The organism is Algibacter miyuki, from assembly GCF_030409805.1.
Taxonomy (GTDB): Bacteria; Bacteroidota; Bacteroidia; order Flavobacteriales; family Flavobacteriaceae; genus Algibacter; species Algibacter miyuki.
In genome coordinates this window covers 592197-609983 of sequence record NZ_JAUFQP010000007.1, presented here as the reverse complement: position 1 = coordinate 609983, position 17787 = coordinate 592197, and the positions used below count along the sequence as shown (strand labels likewise).

Annotated in this window: 17 protein-coding genes; 1 reads left to right on the top strand and 16 read right to left on the bottom strand. The window is 34.9% G+C overall.

The window, feature by feature from the left end:
• Positions 1-12 precede the first annotated feature (12 nt).
• From QWY92_RS05615 to QWY92_RS05550, 14 genes are all read right to left on the bottom strand, one after another.
• On the bottom strand, positions 13-1476 hold the full coding sequence (locus QWY92_RS05615) for an oligosaccharide flippase family protein (protein ID WP_290269191.1): 1464 nt from the start codon (positions 1474-1476) through the stop codon (positions 13-15).
• Between the two features lie 79 nt (positions 1477-1555).
• Positions 1556-2032 carry a hypothetical protein gene (locus QWY92_RS05610; RefSeq protein WP_290269189.1) on the bottom strand — a complete coding sequence of 159 codons (477 nt, stop codon included), beginning with the start codon at positions 2030-2032 and terminating at the stop codon, positions 1556-1558.
• 166 nt (positions 2033-2198) lie between these two features.
• On the bottom strand, positions 2199-3059 hold the full coding sequence (gene atpG / locus QWY92_RS05605; protein WP_290269187.1) for an ATP synthase F1 subunit gamma: 861 nt from the start codon (positions 3057-3059) through the stop codon (positions 2199-2201).
• Between the two features lie 114 nt (positions 3060-3173).
• Positions 3174-4754, bottom strand: coding sequence for a F0F1 ATP synthase subunit alpha (atpA, locus tag QWY92_RS05600; protein WP_290269185.1), 1581 nt, complete (start codon positions 4752-4754; stop codon positions 3174-3176).
• A gap of 27 nt (positions 4755-4781) precedes the next feature.
• Positions 4782-5318 (bottom strand): ATP synthase F1 subunit delta, encoded by a 537-nt coding sequence (gene atpH / locus QWY92_RS05595; RefSeq protein WP_290269184.1) that lies wholly within the window; start codon positions 5316-5318, stop codon positions 4782-4784.
• Positions 5319-5324: 6 nt separating this feature from the next.
• Entirely contained in the window at positions 5325-5825 is a 501-nt protein-coding gene (locus QWY92_RS05590) for a F0F1 ATP synthase subunit B (RefSeq protein ID WP_290269182.1), read from the bottom strand.
• Positions 5826-5929: 104 nt separating this feature from the next.
• Positions 5930-6118 carry an ATP synthase F0 subunit C gene (atpE, locus tag QWY92_RS05585; RefSeq protein ID WP_004569351.1) on the bottom strand — a complete coding sequence of 63 codons (189 nt, stop codon included), beginning with the start codon at positions 6116-6118 and terminating at the stop codon, positions 5930-5932.
• A 42-nt stretch (positions 6119-6160) separates the two neighbouring features.
• Positions 6161-7276 (bottom strand): F0F1 ATP synthase subunit A, encoded by a 1116-nt coding sequence (gene atpB / locus QWY92_RS05580; RefSeq protein WP_290269181.1) that lies wholly within the window; start codon positions 7274-7276, stop codon positions 6161-6163.
• A 137-nt stretch (positions 7277-7413) separates the two neighbouring features.
• Positions 7414-7785, bottom strand: a complete 372-nt coding sequence (locus QWY92_RS05575; protein ID WP_290269179.1) for a DUF6168 family protein — start codon at positions 7783-7785, stop codon at positions 7414-7416.
• A 106-nt stretch (positions 7786-7891) separates the two neighbouring features.
• On the bottom strand, positions 7892-8116 hold the full coding sequence (locus QWY92_RS05570) for an AtpZ/AtpI family protein (RefSeq protein WP_290269178.1): 225 nt from the start codon (positions 8114-8116) through the stop codon (positions 7892-7894).
• Positions 8082-8492, bottom strand: coding sequence for a bactofilin family protein (locus QWY92_RS05565; RefSeq protein ID WP_290269177.1), 411 nt, complete (start codon positions 8490-8492; stop codon positions 8082-8084). Before QWY92_RS05565 ends, QWY92_RS05570 begins: the two co-directional genes overlap by 35 nt.
• 12 nt (positions 8493-8504) lie before the next feature.
• Complete coding sequence (gene porW, locus QWY92_RS05560) at positions 8505-11081, bottom strand: type IX secretion system periplasmic lipoprotein PorW/SprE (protein ID WP_290269176.1); 2577 nt, start codon at positions 11079-11081, stop codon at positions 8505-8507.
• 486 nt (positions 11082-11567) lie between these two features.
• Positions 11568-12023, bottom strand: coding sequence for a 6-pyruvoyl trahydropterin synthase family protein (locus QWY92_RS05555; RefSeq protein WP_290269175.1), 456 nt, complete (start codon positions 12021-12023; stop codon positions 11568-11570).
• Positions 12024-12157: 134 nt separating this feature from the next.
• Positions 12158-13492, bottom strand: a complete 1335-nt coding sequence (locus QWY92_RS05550) for an MATE family efflux transporter (RefSeq protein WP_290269173.1) — start codon at positions 13490-13492, stop codon at positions 12158-12160.
• Positions 13493-13615: 123 nt separating this feature from the next.
• On the opposite strand from QWY92_RS05550, the gene QWY92_RS05545 reads away from it, so the two are divergent.
• Complete coding sequence (locus QWY92_RS05545) at positions 13616-14410, top strand: universal stress protein (protein ID WP_290269172.1); 795 nt, start codon at positions 13616-13618, stop codon at positions 14408-14410.
• Between the two features lie 78 nt (positions 14411-14488).
• On the opposite strand, the gene QWY92_RS05540 is transcribed toward QWY92_RS05545, so the two are convergent.
• Both QWY92_RS05540 and QWY92_RS05535 read right to left on the bottom strand, forming a co-directional pair.
• Positions 14489-15571 carry an HmuY family protein gene (locus QWY92_RS05540; RefSeq protein WP_290269170.1) on the bottom strand — a complete coding sequence of 361 codons (1083 nt, stop codon included), beginning with the start codon at positions 15569-15571 and terminating at the stop codon, positions 14489-14491.
• Between the two features lie 11 nt (positions 15572-15582).
• Positions 15583-17712 carry a TonB-dependent receptor plug domain-containing protein gene (locus QWY92_RS05535; protein ID WP_290269168.1) on the bottom strand — a complete coding sequence of 710 codons (2130 nt, stop codon included), beginning with the start codon at positions 17710-17712 and terminating at the stop codon, positions 15583-15585.
• Positions 17713-17787 lie beyond the last annotated feature (75 nt).

Below are 17787 nucleotides of genomic sequence, written 5' to 3'. Positions count from 1 at the left end.
AATCTATATAGGTTATTTGTTTTTTAAGATGTTTTTAATATCGTCTTTCTCCATAAAATAAACGATGCCCAAAAATACGATTAACATTGATATGCCTACCAGATAATTACCCCTAAATTGATAAAAGGATAGTATGGACAGACCAATGGAAAGGACAAGATACATCAGTATTTTTTTTAGATTATACGGAATAGGATAATATTTTCTTCCGAAGTAATAAGATAAAACCATCATAACGGCATAGGCAGATAGTGTTGCAACCGCGGATGCTTTATAGCTAAATTCTTTTATGAATAGAATATTGATAGTTAAGGTTATTACAGCGCCGGCAATAGAAATATAAGCACCAAACTTAGTTTTATCGGTAACTTTATACCAAACAGATAAATTGTGATAAATGCCTAAGAAAAAGTTAGCCATCAAAATAATAGGCACCACCCACATAGCTTCCCAATAAGCTTCACTTCTAACAATTATAGGTTTTAATATATCGGCAAAAACAACAACACCAAGCAGAATGATGGCGCCTAAAGCCACATAAAACTCTAATATTCTAGCGTAGTTTTTCTGTGGGTTTTCACTTTTAGCATGACTAAAAAAATAGGGTTCAATGCCTAAACGGTAAGCTGTTGCAAAGAGCGTCATAAACAGAGCGAGTTTGTAACAGGCGGAATACATACCAATATCAACATCGGCAATATCTTTTGGTAAAAGTTCTTTAAGCAGAATTCTATCAAAGGTTTCGTTTATTGAAAATGCCACGCCGGCAATTAAAACAGGGTAGGCGTAACGCATCATTCTTTTCCAAAGGTCTCGATTGAAAACGTATTTAATTTTCGTGTAAAACGGAAGCATTAAAAGTAATGTGATTCCGCTTGAAATGAGGTTGGCAATGAAGATATAACTGATTTCGAAATTTTCTATCCAAAGGTTTTCTAAAATTGAAAATTGATTTGATAAATCTTTTAAAGCGAGTAAAAAGAAGAGATTTAAGCCTAAATTTATGGCTACATTCAGTATTTTTATAATGGCATAGCGCATGGGTTGCTGCGTGGCCCTTAACCATGCGAATGGAATGATAACCAGCGCGTCACAAAGTAAAATCCAAATCACTATCGAGATATACTTCACGTCAATATCTATAAACGAAGCTATCTGATTTTTAAAAATAAGTGCTATTGCAAAGAAAGTAATAGATGATACTATTAAAGATATGGCCGAGGTACCGGTAACGCTATTTGTGTCGTCTTCTTTGTTAAAAAATCTAAAGAAGGCCGTTTCCATGCCGTAAGCTAAAATAACATTGAAAAGTACGAAATATGAAAAAATTACTGATACTTCCCCGTATTCACTTACCGAAGAAAGTACGCCATCGCTAGTGTAAAGTGGCACGAGCATAAAACTCAACATTCTTGGTAGCACTGTGGCTAGGCCGTAAATAAATGTTTGTTTGAATAGTGATTTTAGTGCGCTCAATGCTAGTTGTTTTGTGGAGCTAAAAGTACGTTTTTAGCAAATGCCATGCAAAGATAAGTTATTGCTTGTTTTTAGAAGCTTACGGTAGTTGAATGGTTGTTTTATTTGCTATATTTTGTATTTTGAAGTACTTGGTTTTGTTTCTCGCAGTATAACTAACTACACAGCTAGTATCGCTTAATTGGAAAGGGAAGTCGTTTTGTTTATCCGGAATGGTATTTCCGAATTCTTCTAATGGATTTGAACTGAGGTTGAAATCGCCTTTAATTACTTTAGAATTTTTGAAATGAGCGATATAGGTATTATGGGGTGTAGGGTTTAATTTTTTAGTTTGATTTTGAAAGTAAACACTGTCTAAAATGATATCGTTTGGCGATTCAATTTGAATTGATACTTTGATTTTAGATGCTTCGTTGTTATTCGTAAACTCTATGTATTGATAATATGCTGCACTCACTTCAAAAGGCGGGTTTTCTTGGAGTTTCTGCGTGCTTACACAGTTTGATAACGTTAAGACGAATATAAGTAGGGCTGTGGTTTGTTTTATCAACTTCATTTTAAAACTGTTTAGTGAAGTATATTCAAAAGTGATGCCATTTTTTGGCATAAAAAAAGCCTCAAATAAATTGAGGCTCTTTTATATTATTTTGACATCGTTTACACTTCGTCTAAATGTTCAATGCTTATTTACATTGATTCATTTGACTTCGCAAAAGCTGGGTCTAATTATTCAATGCTTCCGCACCTCCTACAATTTCTAAAATTTCATTAGTAATCGAAGCTTGACGTGCTTTGTTGTATGTTAATTTAAGTTGATCTCTTAATTCCGTAGCATTATCAGTTGCTTTATGCATTGCCGTCATACGCGCACCGTGTTCGCTGGCGAAAGAATCTCTAATGCCTTTGTACAATTGTGTTTTTAATGACTTAGGAATTAACTGCTCTACAATTTCTAATTTTGATGGTTCGAAAACATAATCAGAATTGTTTACCGCTGCACCTTCAACAGGTACAATTGGTAAAAATTGTTCAACAGTTACTATTTGCGTTGCTGCATTTTTAAATTTATTGTAAACAATTTCGATTTTATCGAATTCGCCTGCAAGGAATTTTTCCATTAATTGTTCAGCAATTTCAGCAACATTATCAAACGTTAAATCGTCGTAAATGGCACTGTTATTAGCTATAATATTATTGGTTTTCTTAAACGCGTCGTTACCTTTTTTACCTATAGCAAGATAAGATACCTCTTGGTTTGCATAAGTATCATTAGTAAGTTTGTTAACTTCCTTAATGATATTAGAGTTAAATGCACCAGCCAAACCTCTATTAGAAGTGATGGTTACAATTAATACTTTTTTTACTTCACGTTGTGTAGAATATGCGCTTCCAGAATCAGCATCTAAAGTGGCACTCAAACTTTGTAAAAGTTCGGTTAACTTATCTGAATAAGGACGCATTGCTGTAATAGCATCTTGTGCCTTTTTTAACTTTGCAGCCGATACCATTTTCATGGCACTGGTAATTTGCATCGTTGAAGATACCGATGATATTCTGTTACGTATTTCTTTAAGATTAGCCATTCTTTATTTTTATAAAGACTCTTCGACTATGCGCAGAGTGACATTAGTTTTATAGTTTAAATTTAGAGTTATGTGTATAGATTGCTCTTACGCATAACTCTAAATTCTGAGTTTTTAAGCTCTATATTTTCCTGATAAATCTTTAGCTACAGAAGTTAAAACATCTGTTACTTCATCAGTTAATTTTCCTGCTTTTAAAGTATCTAAAATACCTCTATGTTTCGCGTTTAAGAATTCGATAAAATCTCTTTCAAATTCTTTTACTTTTTCAACAGGTACATCTTTTAATAAGTTTTTAGAACCAGCGTAGATAATAGCTACTTGATCTTCTACTTTAAAAGGATCGTTTTGACCTTGCTTTAAGATCTCTACGTTACGTTTACCTTTGTTAATTACGTTTAAAGTAACAGCATCTAAATCTGAACCAAACTTAGCGAAAGCCTCTAACTCACGGTATTGTGCTTGATCTAATTTTAAAGTACCAGATACTTTTTTCATAGATTTAATCTGTGCATTACCACCAACACGAGATACAGAAATACCTACGTTAATTGCTGGACGAACACCAGAGTTAAATAAATCTCCATCTAAGAAAATTTGCCCATCAGTAATAGAAATTACGTTTGTTGGGATATATGCAGAAACATCACCTGCTTGAGTTTCAATAATTGGCAATGCTGTTAAAGATCCACCACCTTTTACGATTGGTTTTAACGACTCTGGTAAGTCATTCATTTCTTTAGCAATGGCATCGTTATTAATAACTTTTGCAGAACGCTCTAATAAACGAGAGTGTAAGTAAAATACATCTCCAGGATATGCCTCACGTCCCGGTGGACGTCTTAATAATAAGGATACCTCACGGTAAGCAACGGCTTGTTTTGATAAATCATCAAAAACAATTAAAGCTGGTCTACCAGTATCTCTAAAGTACTCTCCAATAGATGCTCCAGTAAATGGTGCATAAACTTGCATTGCAGCAGGATCTGATGCATTTGCAGCTACTATTGTAGTGTAAGCTAAAGCGCCTTTTTCTTCTAAAGTTTTAGCAATAAGTGCTACTGTTGAAGCCTTTTGACCTACAGCAACATATATACAATATACAGGCTCGCCTGCATCGTAAAATTCTTTTTGATTTAAGATAGCATCGATACAAACGGCAGTCTTACCTGTTTGTCTGTCACCAATTACCAACTCACGTTGACCTCTACCAACTGGGATCATAGCATCAATTGCTTTAATACCTGTTTGTAATGGTTCAGTTACTGGCTCTCTAAAGATAACACCAGGAGCTTTACGCTCTAAAGGCATTTCATAAGTAGTTCCAGCAATAGGTCCTTTACCGTCAATTGGGTTTCCTAAAGTATCTACAACACGACCAACAATACCTTCTCCTACTTTCACAGAAGCAATACGGTTAGTACGTTTTACTGTAGAACCTTCTCTAACTCCTACTGAAGTTCCTAAAAGTACAATACCTACATTATCCTCTTCAAGGTTAAGTACGATACCTTCTAATCCGCCTTCGAATTCTACTAATTCACCATATTGTGCATTAGCTAATCCGTAAGCACGAACAATACCGTCACCTACTGTTAATACAGTTCCTACTTCGTCTAATGAAGCGCTTGCCTCAAAACCCGAAAGTTGTTGTTTTAAGATTGCTGATATTTCAGCTGGTTTTACTTCTGCCATCTTATTGTTTATTTAGATCCAAAGACCTTAGTTTAATGTAAATTCTCTTTTTAATTTATTAAGCTGATTGGCAACACTTGCGTTATACTGCAAATCGCCAATACGTAAAATAAAACCACCTAAAATAGTTTCATCTATAATGTTTTCTACTTCAACATCTTTTCCTGTAAGGGCTTTAGCTTTTGCTAAAACACTCTTCTTTAACTCGGCTGTTAACGCTACTACTGTAGTAACGGTAGCAACTTCAACACCTTTAGATTCGTCTAATAACTGACCGTATTTTACAGCGATATCACCTAAAATATTAATTCGGTTATTAGTAATTAAAGTATCAATTAAGTTGTTCGTTGATTTATCAGTGTTTTTAAAAACTTCTAATAAAGTCGATTTTTTAATTGAAGAAGGAATTACAGGGCTTTGAAGTGCTTCGCTTAAATCTTTACTTGTAGCCAAAGTATTAGCGATTAGCTTCATATCATTACCAACAACCTCGGCTGTTTTAAGATCTGATGCTAAGCTTAATAATGCTTTAGCGTAACGTATTGCTGCTCTTGCTCCCGCCATTATAATTTAGTTTAATGATTTTTCAGCTAACATCGTTTCAACCAATTTCAGTTGGTTGTCTTTGTTAGATAATTCAGTACGCATTACTTTTTCGGCAATTTCTAAAGAAATTCCAGCAACATGGCTCTTAAGTTCTGCTAAAGCAGCTTTCTTTTCACCTTCGATAGCCGCTTGCGCTTGTACTATCATTTTGTTTGCTTGTGCTTCCGCTTCCGATTTAGCGTCTTCAATCATTGTGTTTTTCATCTCGCGTGCTTCTTTAAGCATTTCTTCGCGTTCTGCTCTAGCTTCTTGTAATAACTTTTGGTTATCAGCTTGAAGGTTTTGCATTTCTAACTTTGCATTTTCAGCAGAATCCAAAGCATCTTGAATGCCGTCTTCTCTAGTTTGTAAAGCGTCTAAAATGGGTTTCCAAGCAAATTTTCTCATTAATACTATTAATATTAATAAGATAATGGCTTGCATAAAAAATAAGCCCGGTGAAAAATCATGTAATAACTGATCCATGAAAACTATAAATTAGTTGTTAGTGTCTTTTTTTGTTTAATTTGAAAACAGGTCCTGCAACCAACCGTTACAGGATTCTGTTTCTTTTGTTTTTTAGGAAATTCTTATTTCCCTAAGATTAATGCACCGAATGCTAAACCTTCTAATAAGGCTCCGATGATGATCATGGCAGTTTGGATTTTTCCAGCTGCTTCAGGTTGACGAGCAATACCTTCCATTGCTTTTCCACCAATTTGACCTAATCCGATACCACCACCGATAACGATTAATCCTGCTCCAATTAAATTGTACATAGTAATTTGATTTTTATAAATATTAATTAAACAAATTCAATTTTAATGATGATCGTCGTGTTCTTCAACGGCCATACCAATAAATAACGATGATAACATCGTGAAAATAAACGCTTGTAAAAAGGCTACTAAAATTTCGATTACCATAATAAATAATGATAACACTAACGACATTCCTGTAGAAACCACAGGGCCGAAGTCTGCTTTTAAAGTAATCATTAAAGCAATTAAGCTCATCACTACAAAGTGACCTGCTGTTATATTTGCAAACAAACGTATTAATAATGAGAAAGGCTTAATAACTACAAAACCAACAAGCTCGATAACGGCAAGTATTGGACGTAATATATAAGGAACACCTGGCATCCATAAGGTGTGTGCCCAGAAATCTTTAGAACCACTAACTAAGTAAATAATTACCGTGAAAATAGCTAAACATGCTGTTACGGCTATCTGTCCTGTTACGTTAAAACCTAGTGGTGTTAAACCTAATAAGTTTAATATCCAGATAAAGAAAAATACGGTTAAAAGGAAGCCCATAAATTTACGGTACTTTTTCTCTCCAATATTTGGTCTTGCAATTTCATCACGAACATAAATTACTAAAGGTTCTAATACTCTAGCAAATCCTGTTGGAATAGATTTTCCGTTTTTATAACCTCTAGCTAAAGCGCCAAAACCTAATAACATTAATAAACCAGCTAATATCATTCCGAAGGCCGATTTAGTAATAGAGAAATCTAAAACTTTATGTGCATTAGTAGCATGGTGATCTTCATCAAAATTAATTGTAGAAGCACCACTTTCTAATTCGTATATTTTACTGTGAAGTTTTACTAACTTAGTATCACCAGCATCAACAATAACTTTACCGCTATCATCATGGTGAAATTCTGAAGACATGAAGGTTTTTAAACCATTGCTTGTCCAAACAATTACAGGTAAAGGAAAACTGTAGTGTGTACCAGATTCGTTGTGCGTGTAGAAATGAAAATCGTGCGAATCTTTTAAGTGATGTGCAATGTATTCATTAATTTCCTCCTGCGTATCTACTTTGTTGCCTGGTTCATGCTTTGCATCATCTCCATAAGAAGATATTGAAAACAACGCTAAAACTAAAACTGCTATAAACTTGATAGATTTTTTTGCCACCATCATACTTTTTGTAACTATTGTAAATTTATGCTCTGTAAATTTTGTGCAAATGTAAGTAATAATTTAAAAAGTCAGAGGCTTTTTTTAGTTAGATTTTTCTCTAAATAATTTTTGCGCGAAATTTAACTGAAAATTGGCTGTTATTTACTGTTTAAAAGCTTTGAAACACTAACAGCTTCGATGATTAAAAACAGAAATAAGGGTATAACTAACGCAATACGTTCCATTTGCGATAAATTGTCGTTGGCAAAAACGGTAGATTGAAAAATTAAAACAAAGGCACCAATTTTTATAAACATTAAAGTTAAATAAGCATATCCGGCCTGATTTGGTAGTTTTTCGGCTACTATTTCTACGGAAGTATAAACGATTATGGCCGCTATTAAATGAAATAGATAAACATGAAGCAACGAGAACGAAATACTTTCTGTTGTTAAATACGCTTGAAGGTTATAAGCTGCTAGAAATAAAATAAAAAAAATACTGGTGACAACTAGAATACGTTTAGCCATTAATGAGATGTTATATAAGATTGATTTTTTTGAAATGACATGATTTTTACAATCAAGAATGCTATTCAATTTAGAGGGGTTATCAAATCGCGATACTTTGGCGTGTTTATTTCTGCAAGTTAGTAACCTGTTTAATAACGGCAAACATAGCAATAAAAACAGATGCTAAAGTCACAACTTTGTAATACAGTTGGTTGCTGTTATCAAATTTCACATCGAGCCATTCACCTAATTTGCTACCTAAATATATGGTAACACCCATTTGGATAGCCATAGATGAAAAACGAATATAAGGATTAAGCTTCTTTTTCTTTTTGTCTTGTTCCGCCATGGGTTGTGTTTTTTGCGCCACCTTGCATTACGCAGGTTACATTAAAAGTTGCGCCAGGTTCTACAGCTAATTTACTAGCTACCACTTCACCTTCAATATGTGCAGTAGATTTTAATGTTAACGTGCCCGACAATGTTAATGTGCCAGAAAAACGACCTTCAAAATGGGCGTCTGTGCCGTTTAAAGAACCTTTGATAGATCCGCTTTTACCAACTACCACTTTTCCTGGGGTGTTAATACTGCCTTCAATACTACCATCAATTCTAAAATCGCCCTCACTATTAAAGTCGCCAACTATTTTGGTGCCTTTTGCTATTATATTTTGGGAGGAACTTACATCTGACATTTGTTTACTTTTTTTGTTATCTGAAAACATAACGGGTTAGGGTTATTGGTTATTTCTGTTAAGGTAGGGGTCTAAATTTTTATGTATTTGGACAACTTGATAATTAGCCGACGAAATCACGAAGAAAGGTTTCTGTATCTTCTTTTTGTTTTTATCGGTTAATAGTTGCGTGAAGGTTTTTGCAACAGCTTCATTTTTTAAGCCATGTACTAAAACAAAGGTTTTTTCAGCATTGTAAACATCTACGGAAGATGATAGTCTGTAATATTTAATTTCTTTTAAAACGTCATCTAAGGTTTTTTTAAACGTGGTTATAGCCTCTTTTTCGTTTTTATTAAACTGAAAAACAACTTTGTAATTTGTAGTAATGCTATCTATGGCCGTAACAAAATCAGTACTTGAAATTCTAGACAGTAGTTCGGTTTCAATTTTTTGAGCCTGTTTGCCTTCTTTGGTATTGGCATAAGTTACTGCTAAATGATTGATGGCTTTTTTATAAGCTTCAAAACCTAATAAACGTCCGCTAGCAGTCGCTTTTAAAAGTTCGAACTTCGGAACCATAGGTTCGCCGTCAAAACGTTTTATATAGGTTTCACTTTTAGAAATAACTTCGGCATACTCTTGGTTTTCATGCTGTAGGTACAAGGCTTCGTAAAGACTAGCTGGGCTATTTTCATCCTTATCCGAAACTAATTCTGGGTTTTCTAAAATAGTAGCGTAACGCGACTCTGGATAGCTTTTTATAATATCGTTTTTGGCGATCGATGCTTCATCATTTTGACCTAAAATTTCATAAATCTTGTATAAATTATATTTCGAAGGTAGAATTAATCGTTCCTCAGGGTTACTATCTAATAAATCTTGAAATTTCGATTTAGATAATTCATATTCCTTAAATTTCTCTTTATAAATAAGACCTAATTGGTAGTAAGCATAATTACGTTCTTTAGAAATACTATCAATTTCCTTAGTTTCAGTAGGTATTTTAGAAATGTAAAATTGAGGGTCAAATTTCTCTTCATCCGAAGCTAAGGCTAATAAATCGGTTGCGGAACTAGAAACATCATTTCCGGTTGCCGATGCTCCTTTGCTAGACCATCTCCAATTATCTTCTAATTTTCGATTACCCCAAATTTTTACAAATTCATTTTTACCATAAGCCACTGTAGTTGGGTTATAAAAATAGAATTGAGCCGCTTGCCCAGGCAATCCTCGTTGCGGTATGTTATTTCCCGATGTAGGTATATTATTTGCTGTAACTAAGCCGGTGTTCGCATTACGTTCAGCAGCTTCGGCTTGTAGCTGTTCTTCTTCAGCTTTCACTTTAAGGTCGCTTACAAAAGTTTCAAACATGGCTAAACGTTCGGCCTCTGGTAAATGCACTAAATGTAAAATGCTATCGTTCGTTTTTGCAATAGCCTCATAATAAATAACATCTTCTAAATTATCGCGTTTACGTTTAACTATGCGGTAGGGTTTAGAGTTTAATGTTAAGTTGATCATCGTACTATCAAAATAAGCGCCAGCTCTTGCGTATTCCGAATTATCAAAATACATATAAGCCAAAGTTTCATAATTTCTAGCCTGTAATAATTTGTCTTGTGAGTTGGTGCGCAACGATTTGTTATAATAATCAACCGCTAAAGTATCCGAAGCATTACCTAAATGAAACTCACCAATTTGATGAAAAATTTTATCTAAAAATGGTCTGTTTTCTCGATCTTCCTCGAGTTTGGTTAATAATTCTATGGCCTCAAATTTGTCGTCGTTTTCAAAATCAAAATTTTTAAACTTTTCCAAATAAGCCGTAATCATATAGATTCTTGGTGTTTTTCGGTTTAGTTCAATCACTTTATCAAAAGCAATATTCGCACTGTCTCTATAACCTAATTGGTTGTACAGTTGCGCTTGAATAAAGCGGTAACGTCCGCGTTCGTCATTTTTTCTAGTGGCTTGCGCCGCAATTTCAAGTTGCGTTATGGCACTATCCACAGATTTTGTGTTAATATACGCTTGAGCTAACATAGATGTCGCATCGGCCAAATCTTGTTTCTCTAATGCCTCTTGTTTTAGTAAGCGTTTTAAGTTTTTTATAGCCAATTCGTTATTATCTAAACGCATATTGGTTTTTTCGCGCCAGACTTTAGCCTGATTTATTTTATCGCTCGCTGGGTATTTGTAAAGAATGTAGTTGAAAGCTTCCAAAGCGGGAACAAAACGCTGATCGAAATAGCGCGCCTTTCCCAATAGTAAATACGCTTCATCCATTTGCGGATTCACCTCCTTACCATTAATATTCATACTATGTTTCTGAATCGCTTTTACAGCCTTTTCTTCAGCACGCGTAAAATCTTCGTTTTTAGATTGCCCAGGCAGCATAACTTCTTCGCGTATCTGCATGCGCTCAATGGGTAGCACATCCCAATAATTATCAAAATAAGCCATGTTTAGGCTATTTTGCCCTTGTTCTAAAGCAATATTACCGTTATAAAGCGTGTTAAATTCAGTGGTTACTGCATGAAAATTTCGACTTACAAATTTGTCTTTTTTTCGGGAGCAACTCACCACTAAAATAGTTGTAAGTAATAAGGTTAGTATGGTTTTAAACGCTGTTTTCAATTCGGGAATTTTTAGTCTAAAATAATAACTGTTTACGCTTGCTATTATTATATAGCGAGGTAAAAATAAGCATCTTTTTGGATTTAAACCCGTTACTTACTTAAATTATCCCATTTGGCATACGGCGGCGTTTCAATAAAACACATCTTTTTTGGTTCTATTTTGGCGTTCCCTAAAAAGGGCCGGGCTTTCCGCTGTATCTTTTTTTGGGCGTTCTATGTTGTTTTGGCTTTACTTAAATTAGTGCGGAAATCAATAGCGTTTCGTGCGATTTCAAACCACAAAAAAAGGATGCCGCATCAATCCCTAACGCGGGTAAAACCGCCAAGATTTGTTTACGAATTCATTTGTTTTACTGAAATAATATCGGGTATGCACAAAACCTTAGCAAATAGGCCTGCGTTAGGGATTGTAGTGGATAGCCCAAAGCCTGACGCAGGAAGTGCGAGGACTTGTAACGCAAAGCCCGACCCGAAGGGTAACGCCCTAAATATTATCGGAAGCGTACCACTGCGCAAAAGAGCTGTCGGTTTCTTGTAATTTTAGTGAGTGTAAACTGATGTGGTTTGGTAGGCGATTCTTAATTTTTTGAGCAAAATCGAGCACCATCATTTCGCTAGTGGGTTGGTAATCTACCAATAATACGTTGTGGTCGCGGGCTTGAAGTTCTTTGGCAAGCTCGACGTGTGGCGTGTTTTGGTTGAAAACGGTAGCATGATCGAAAACATCTACAATTTCTTCTTTTACAATTTTTTTAAGGTCGCCAAAATCGATTACCATACCGTATTTTACGTTGGTAGAATCTGTTATAGGTTTCCCTATTACAGTTACCGATAGTTTGTAACTGTGGCCGTGTACGTTTTTACATTTACCATCGTACCCGTAAAGGGCATGACCAGTTTCGAAAGAGAATTGTTTTGTAATTCGAATGTTATTACCCATTATCTTTTTTTTCTACGGTTTACTACGTAAACTACTATTAATACTATACCTAAGATCAGAAAAAGTCCATTTCCGCTTAAAAATGAGAGAGTGTCCATATTGTGGTTTTACTGTGTTTGGAATTTTTATCAAAGTTAAGTTTTTTGAGAGAGCGGTATAAATATTTTTCGAAATTTTATTATCAAGGGTACGCCACGGGCTATAATCCAAAAGGTTAGAGCGATAAAAATACCGTGAAGTTGGTAGCCTAGGCTGTCTAACCAAAATAATATGGGGATAAAAACGAGGTTGGTGGCGAATAAAAGGACATTTCTAAGGAATTTCATTTTGCCAAGACCTTTAAAAATACCATCGTAAATAAAGGCTAATGCGCAAAATGGCTGCATGAGTAGAACCAGCCAAAAGGTGTTATAAAAAAGCGATAAAACTTCGGGGTCTTTACTAAAAAGGCGTCCTAAAGGATAATAAAATAAGACTCCGAAAAGGGCTAAAGCAAAACCGGTAGCTATGCCATAACGTATAAGTTTGTTACCTAATTGTAGTAAAACAGGGTAGGCTTTGGCACCGTATAATTTACCCGACAAAATATTACCGGCACTCGCATAACCATCGACAAAAAAGGCGGCGAAAAACCATAAATTAATGCAAATGGTATAGGCTGCAATATGGGCTGCACCGTAGCCTGTGGCAAAACGGGTGGCAAAATATAGTGTGATATTTAAGGCTAAAGTGCGGACAAATAAATTAAGAATCATGATGATGAATTTATTAATCTCTTTGTGCAGCGGAAAGCTGGGTTTTAAAGGAATATCTGTTTTTTTAAGCACGTATATGGCTGCCAAAAGCGCCATTGTAATTTGAGCTATTAAGCTGGCGTAAGCAGCACCTTTTATATTCATGGCAGGAATGTAATTAGTGATGCCAAATACAAAAATATAATCTAGAACAATGTTTAGTAATGCACCAATAGAGGCAATTACCATGGGGTAATAGGTGTTTTGGAGTCCGCGAAATACACCAAAAACAGCCATAGTAAAAAGTGTAAAGGGAAAGCCAAAAACGCGAATTTGGTAATAATCTACCGTATAATCTAGAATGCTACCCGTGGCATTATAGAGTTTGAAAATAGTTTCAGCAAACGGGTATGTGCCAACAATAATTAATACACTAAGTAAGGTAACTATTAATATAGCTTGGGCAGGTAGGTTTTTAATAGCATCTAATTTATTGGCACCTAAATATTGCGATATGATTGATGAAATTGCGCTTCGAGTTTGTCCCAAAACCCAAATAAGCATCGAAATAAAAGTACCAACAATACCAACTGCAGCTAACGATTCGGTTGCGTTGGTATCAATGTTTCCGATAATTGCGGTATCGGTAATCGACAGGATGGGTTCGGAAATTCCGGCAATTAACGCAGGAATTGCTAATTTATTTATATATTTAAAACTTATGTTTGTGTTCACGAAGTGGTATTAGAAATGATTCTTAATTCTATTTTGTGGGTTTGGGCTTACATGAGTTGTTTTTAATGTTTACTTTTACATTAGTTATAAGCCGCAAATTTAGTATTTAATATTATAGTTATTATGAAGAATATTTTAGTTCCCGTTGGATCGTCGAAAAACGCCGTAAGTCATTTACAATATGCAGTTGATTTTGCAGAAGCTGTAGGCGCGAAACTTTTTGTTGTACAAATTTATAATGTTTACACTAAGGCTGGAACAATGATTCGGGTTGATGACTTGATACAGCGTGAAAGTCAGGCTTTTTTAGATAATTTAGTAGCTCAAATTGATAAAAAAAGCGTTGAGGTTATCGTAAAAGTTTTAAAAGGAAAATTAGTTGATACTCTTGAAAAAGCTTGTAAAGCTGCCGATGTAGATTTAATTTTAGTAGAACCAAGAACAAACTCTATTAAAGATGAAGTGTATTTGGGGAAAACTTCAGGAAAAATTATTAAACAAACTAATATACCGGCACTAATTGTGCCAGAAGGTTATGTATTTAAACCCGTGAAAAGTGTTTTGCTGGCTATGAAATCGGCCATTATCAAAAGGAAAAAAGCGTTAAATCCGTTAATTGAAATAAAGGATATTTTTAAAGCTGAAGTGAATTTACTTCTAGTGAAAACACCGTATTATAATGAAGGTGATTTTGATGTGAATGAAACTTTAGAAACTTTAGCAAACAGCATAACTAAAAGTGGAAATGCAACAACGTTTCAAGGGGTGTTAGAGCATTACAGATCGCATAACCCAGATATGCTTTGTGTGGTACGCCGTAAACGTGGGTTCTTTGCTAAGAAATGGGAGAAAAATGCGATTCTTAAAAAAGATTTTCACAGTAAACTACCAGTATTAGTATTACGCGGATTGAAATAAACAAAACAGGATAATGTAAAAATATAAAAAAGCCTAACTTTTAAAGTTAGGCTTTTTTTTGTGGCTTGCTTAGATATTTTATTCTACTAATAAGCTATAAATAAACTCCGGGTGGCCACGTTCGCCATCGGTATTTGTTAAGGCGATTAGTTGTAGTTTATAAAGGTTACCATCGGTATCGTTTATTACATAAAACATATTCGTTTTTAATGACGGTAAAGTTGATGGACCACCACTATTTCTCCAGCTATTGCCAATACCACGTTGGTCTGTAGAGAAGTTAGATGCATCAACATCTGCAAGTGTAAAATCGGTGTAATTTAGAGTGGTTTCTATCTCAGTATCCACCATGTACACTTGTACGTCGGCCTTTGTATTGTTTACCACAAAATCGGAAAACCCATAAGCACCATAACCCACGATTTCATTTGTGAAAACGGTAAAGTTTAAATCCCAGTTTTCTTTTTTAGGTTCAACAGAAACTACGTTTTCAGTATTAAAACTGAAGAAGGTGTAGTTAAATTCAGTATTTTTAGATAGTGTTACTTCTTTGTGGGTTGTAGCATCTAAATCGGCATATTGTAAAATATAATTGTCACCGCTTTTCAGAATTCTAATTTTTTTCCATCCTCTGGCATCTCCCGATATAGCAACACTTCCTGTAGAGGCAGGTTCTGTACCAACTTCATCACCTAAGTTTATTAGATAAACGGGGTTGTTTTCATCAGTATCAGAAATTTCCGAAATGGCAGTTTCTGTAATATCACCATTTGGAGCATCGATATAAATTTGAGACCCAGCAGAACCCACGACGGCTTTCGTTTGAAAATCTAAAACTTCTGTATCTGTGGAATTGACGGCATCTATATCTGTTACCGATAGTTTGGCCGCAGTCATATAAATAGATCCGTTAAGGGCTACTCTAAACTCAGACCCGGAATAGAAGCCTAAATCCCATGAGTCACGCTGTACTGCTGTAGATGTGCTAGTGCTCAAGTCAATATATACTTGATTTTGTTCATTAGAACCACCAGTATTAGGGGCTAGCGCAGCACCATCAATAACAACTTTAATAAGTTCGGTTGGACCATCGTCTTCACTACAACTGGTTATTGAAAAAATGGAAATGCATAGAATAAGTGTGATTAATTTGTTTAACATAGTTACTGATTTTAAAAATTAAGATTATATAGTAGTTTTAAATAAAATGAACGCCCGTAGCCCAGTAAAAGGCCGTCTCCGTTAGATGAGTGCACACCACCAGTGGTTTGGCTAACATTAACACGGGTAATATCGAGTAAGTTTCGGCCGCCAAGTGTGGCTTGAAATTGGTTATTGTAAAACGATTTTTTTATGGAAGCATCCAACCAATTATATGCATCGGTTGTTGTTTTTTCGTAAAGAGTATTGTTGTCGGTATCGGCGCCAATAGCGTAATAATCTTGTTGTTTTCCATTATATTTTAACAGAAGCGTGAAGGCGGTATGCCACTTTTTAACCTGGTAAGTCGCGCTTGTATTCAATTGCATGGCGTAGAGAAAGTCATCTTCAGGGGCAGTTTCGTTACTTGCTACTTGGGAAATTCCCTGTAGGGTTGCGCCTAAATTGAAGGTCCAATGATGCGCCTTAATGGCATTTTGTGAAGTAATTCCCCATAAGCGATACGTATCGATGTTGATAAATTTATATTGTAGAGGTGATGTATTTACAATGGCTAAATCAATTTTGTCTTGTAAATCAATATAACTTAGTTTTAGCTTGTTTATAAGAGAAAGACCGCTAAACGAACTTCGTTTTTTCAAATCTAAAAAAGCGGTAAAACCATTTTCAGGGTTCAGGTTTTCATTGCCTTGTACATCGTGGTTACTATCTACCAAATAGAAATACAGTTCTTCAAAATTAGGTGTTTTGTAAGACGTGCCTATGTTTGCACGCAACTCGAAACCTTTGTTAAATAGTTGGCGCGCTGTAAAGGATGTAATGAGTTTAGACTTGAACTTAGAATTATATTCAAAACGTAAACCAGGACGTAATAAAATACGATCTGAAAGTTGTATTTCTGAAGAACCAAAGAGCGCATAATTATTTTGCGTTTGTATTTTATCCTGTTGAGTAACATCGCCTGAAGCTTGGCTGTCAAAAGCTTTTATAAATCTGGTTTCATAACCCAATTGAAAATTGAAATAATCATTTTTAACTAAATTATTAATACTTCCTTTGGAAAAAAAGACTTCGCTAGATTGATAAATACCGTCCGATTGGTTACTTTTTTCTTCACTAAGGATGTAGTAAGTAAATTCGTTTAGACGTCGTTTTTGTTGTTGATAGGAAATCGAAGCATTGTAGTTTGCTCCCGAGTTTAAACTACCATTAATACTGATGTTGTTTACAAACCTATTGGTTGTGAAGGTTTTATCGGTTGCTACCGGATTGCTCGTTTGCGTTTGCGTGTCTATGTTGGCTCTAACCGATGTATCGTAGTAATCGATAAGTTCATTAAAATATTCAAACTTGTATAAGAGTCTAAAGTTTTCTTTCTTAAAATTGATAAGAGCATTCGTGTTTATTTGTGTTTTTGGTAGCCAATCATAACCTCGTAAACCATCATCATTATAGTAGTTTTTGCCTTGTTTATCATTATAAAAACCCGCAAATTGATTTCTGTTTATGCCGGCTCGTGCAAACCAAGTACTATTAAAATTGTGGCTTAGGTTTAAGGCTTGAATGTGGCGGCCTTCATCAAATAAGGCATATTCATTGCTTACGGTTTCTTCCTGTATGGAAGTTTTAATATTCCAATCGGTATCTATCGATTTTTTTGTTATGATATTGATAACTCCAGAAATGGCGTTAGCGCCGTATTCCACACCCATAGCGCCTTCTACAATTTCTATGCGCTCTACATCGTCTAAGTTTATTTGCGTTAAATCGATGTTGTTTCCGAAGCCATTATCGCTTACAAGCGGAATATTATCAACTAAAATATTAAAATATTGAGCATCTAATCCGAAGAAAGAAATGGTCGATTTTCCCGTTTTTGAATTCGGAATAATAGTAAGGTTGAGGTTGAAGTTCAATAAATCGGCCAAGTTATTAGCTGCCTGATTATCGATTTGCTCACGCCTAATAACCGTTACATTATGTGCCGATTTTTTAATGGATTGCGGGTTGTATTGCCCAGTAACAACAACTTCTTTTAAAGCCTGAAGCGCTAAGCTGTCGGGTTTAATTTCTTGGGAAAATAGTGGTCCAGAAAAAAAAGTTATAAAATAAATGGCGAAATACTTTTTATTTAGAATCATTCTTGATTAAATTTGCTGCAAATATATATCTTATTTTAATTCAGTCTAAATAAGAATAGATTAATTTTAATATTT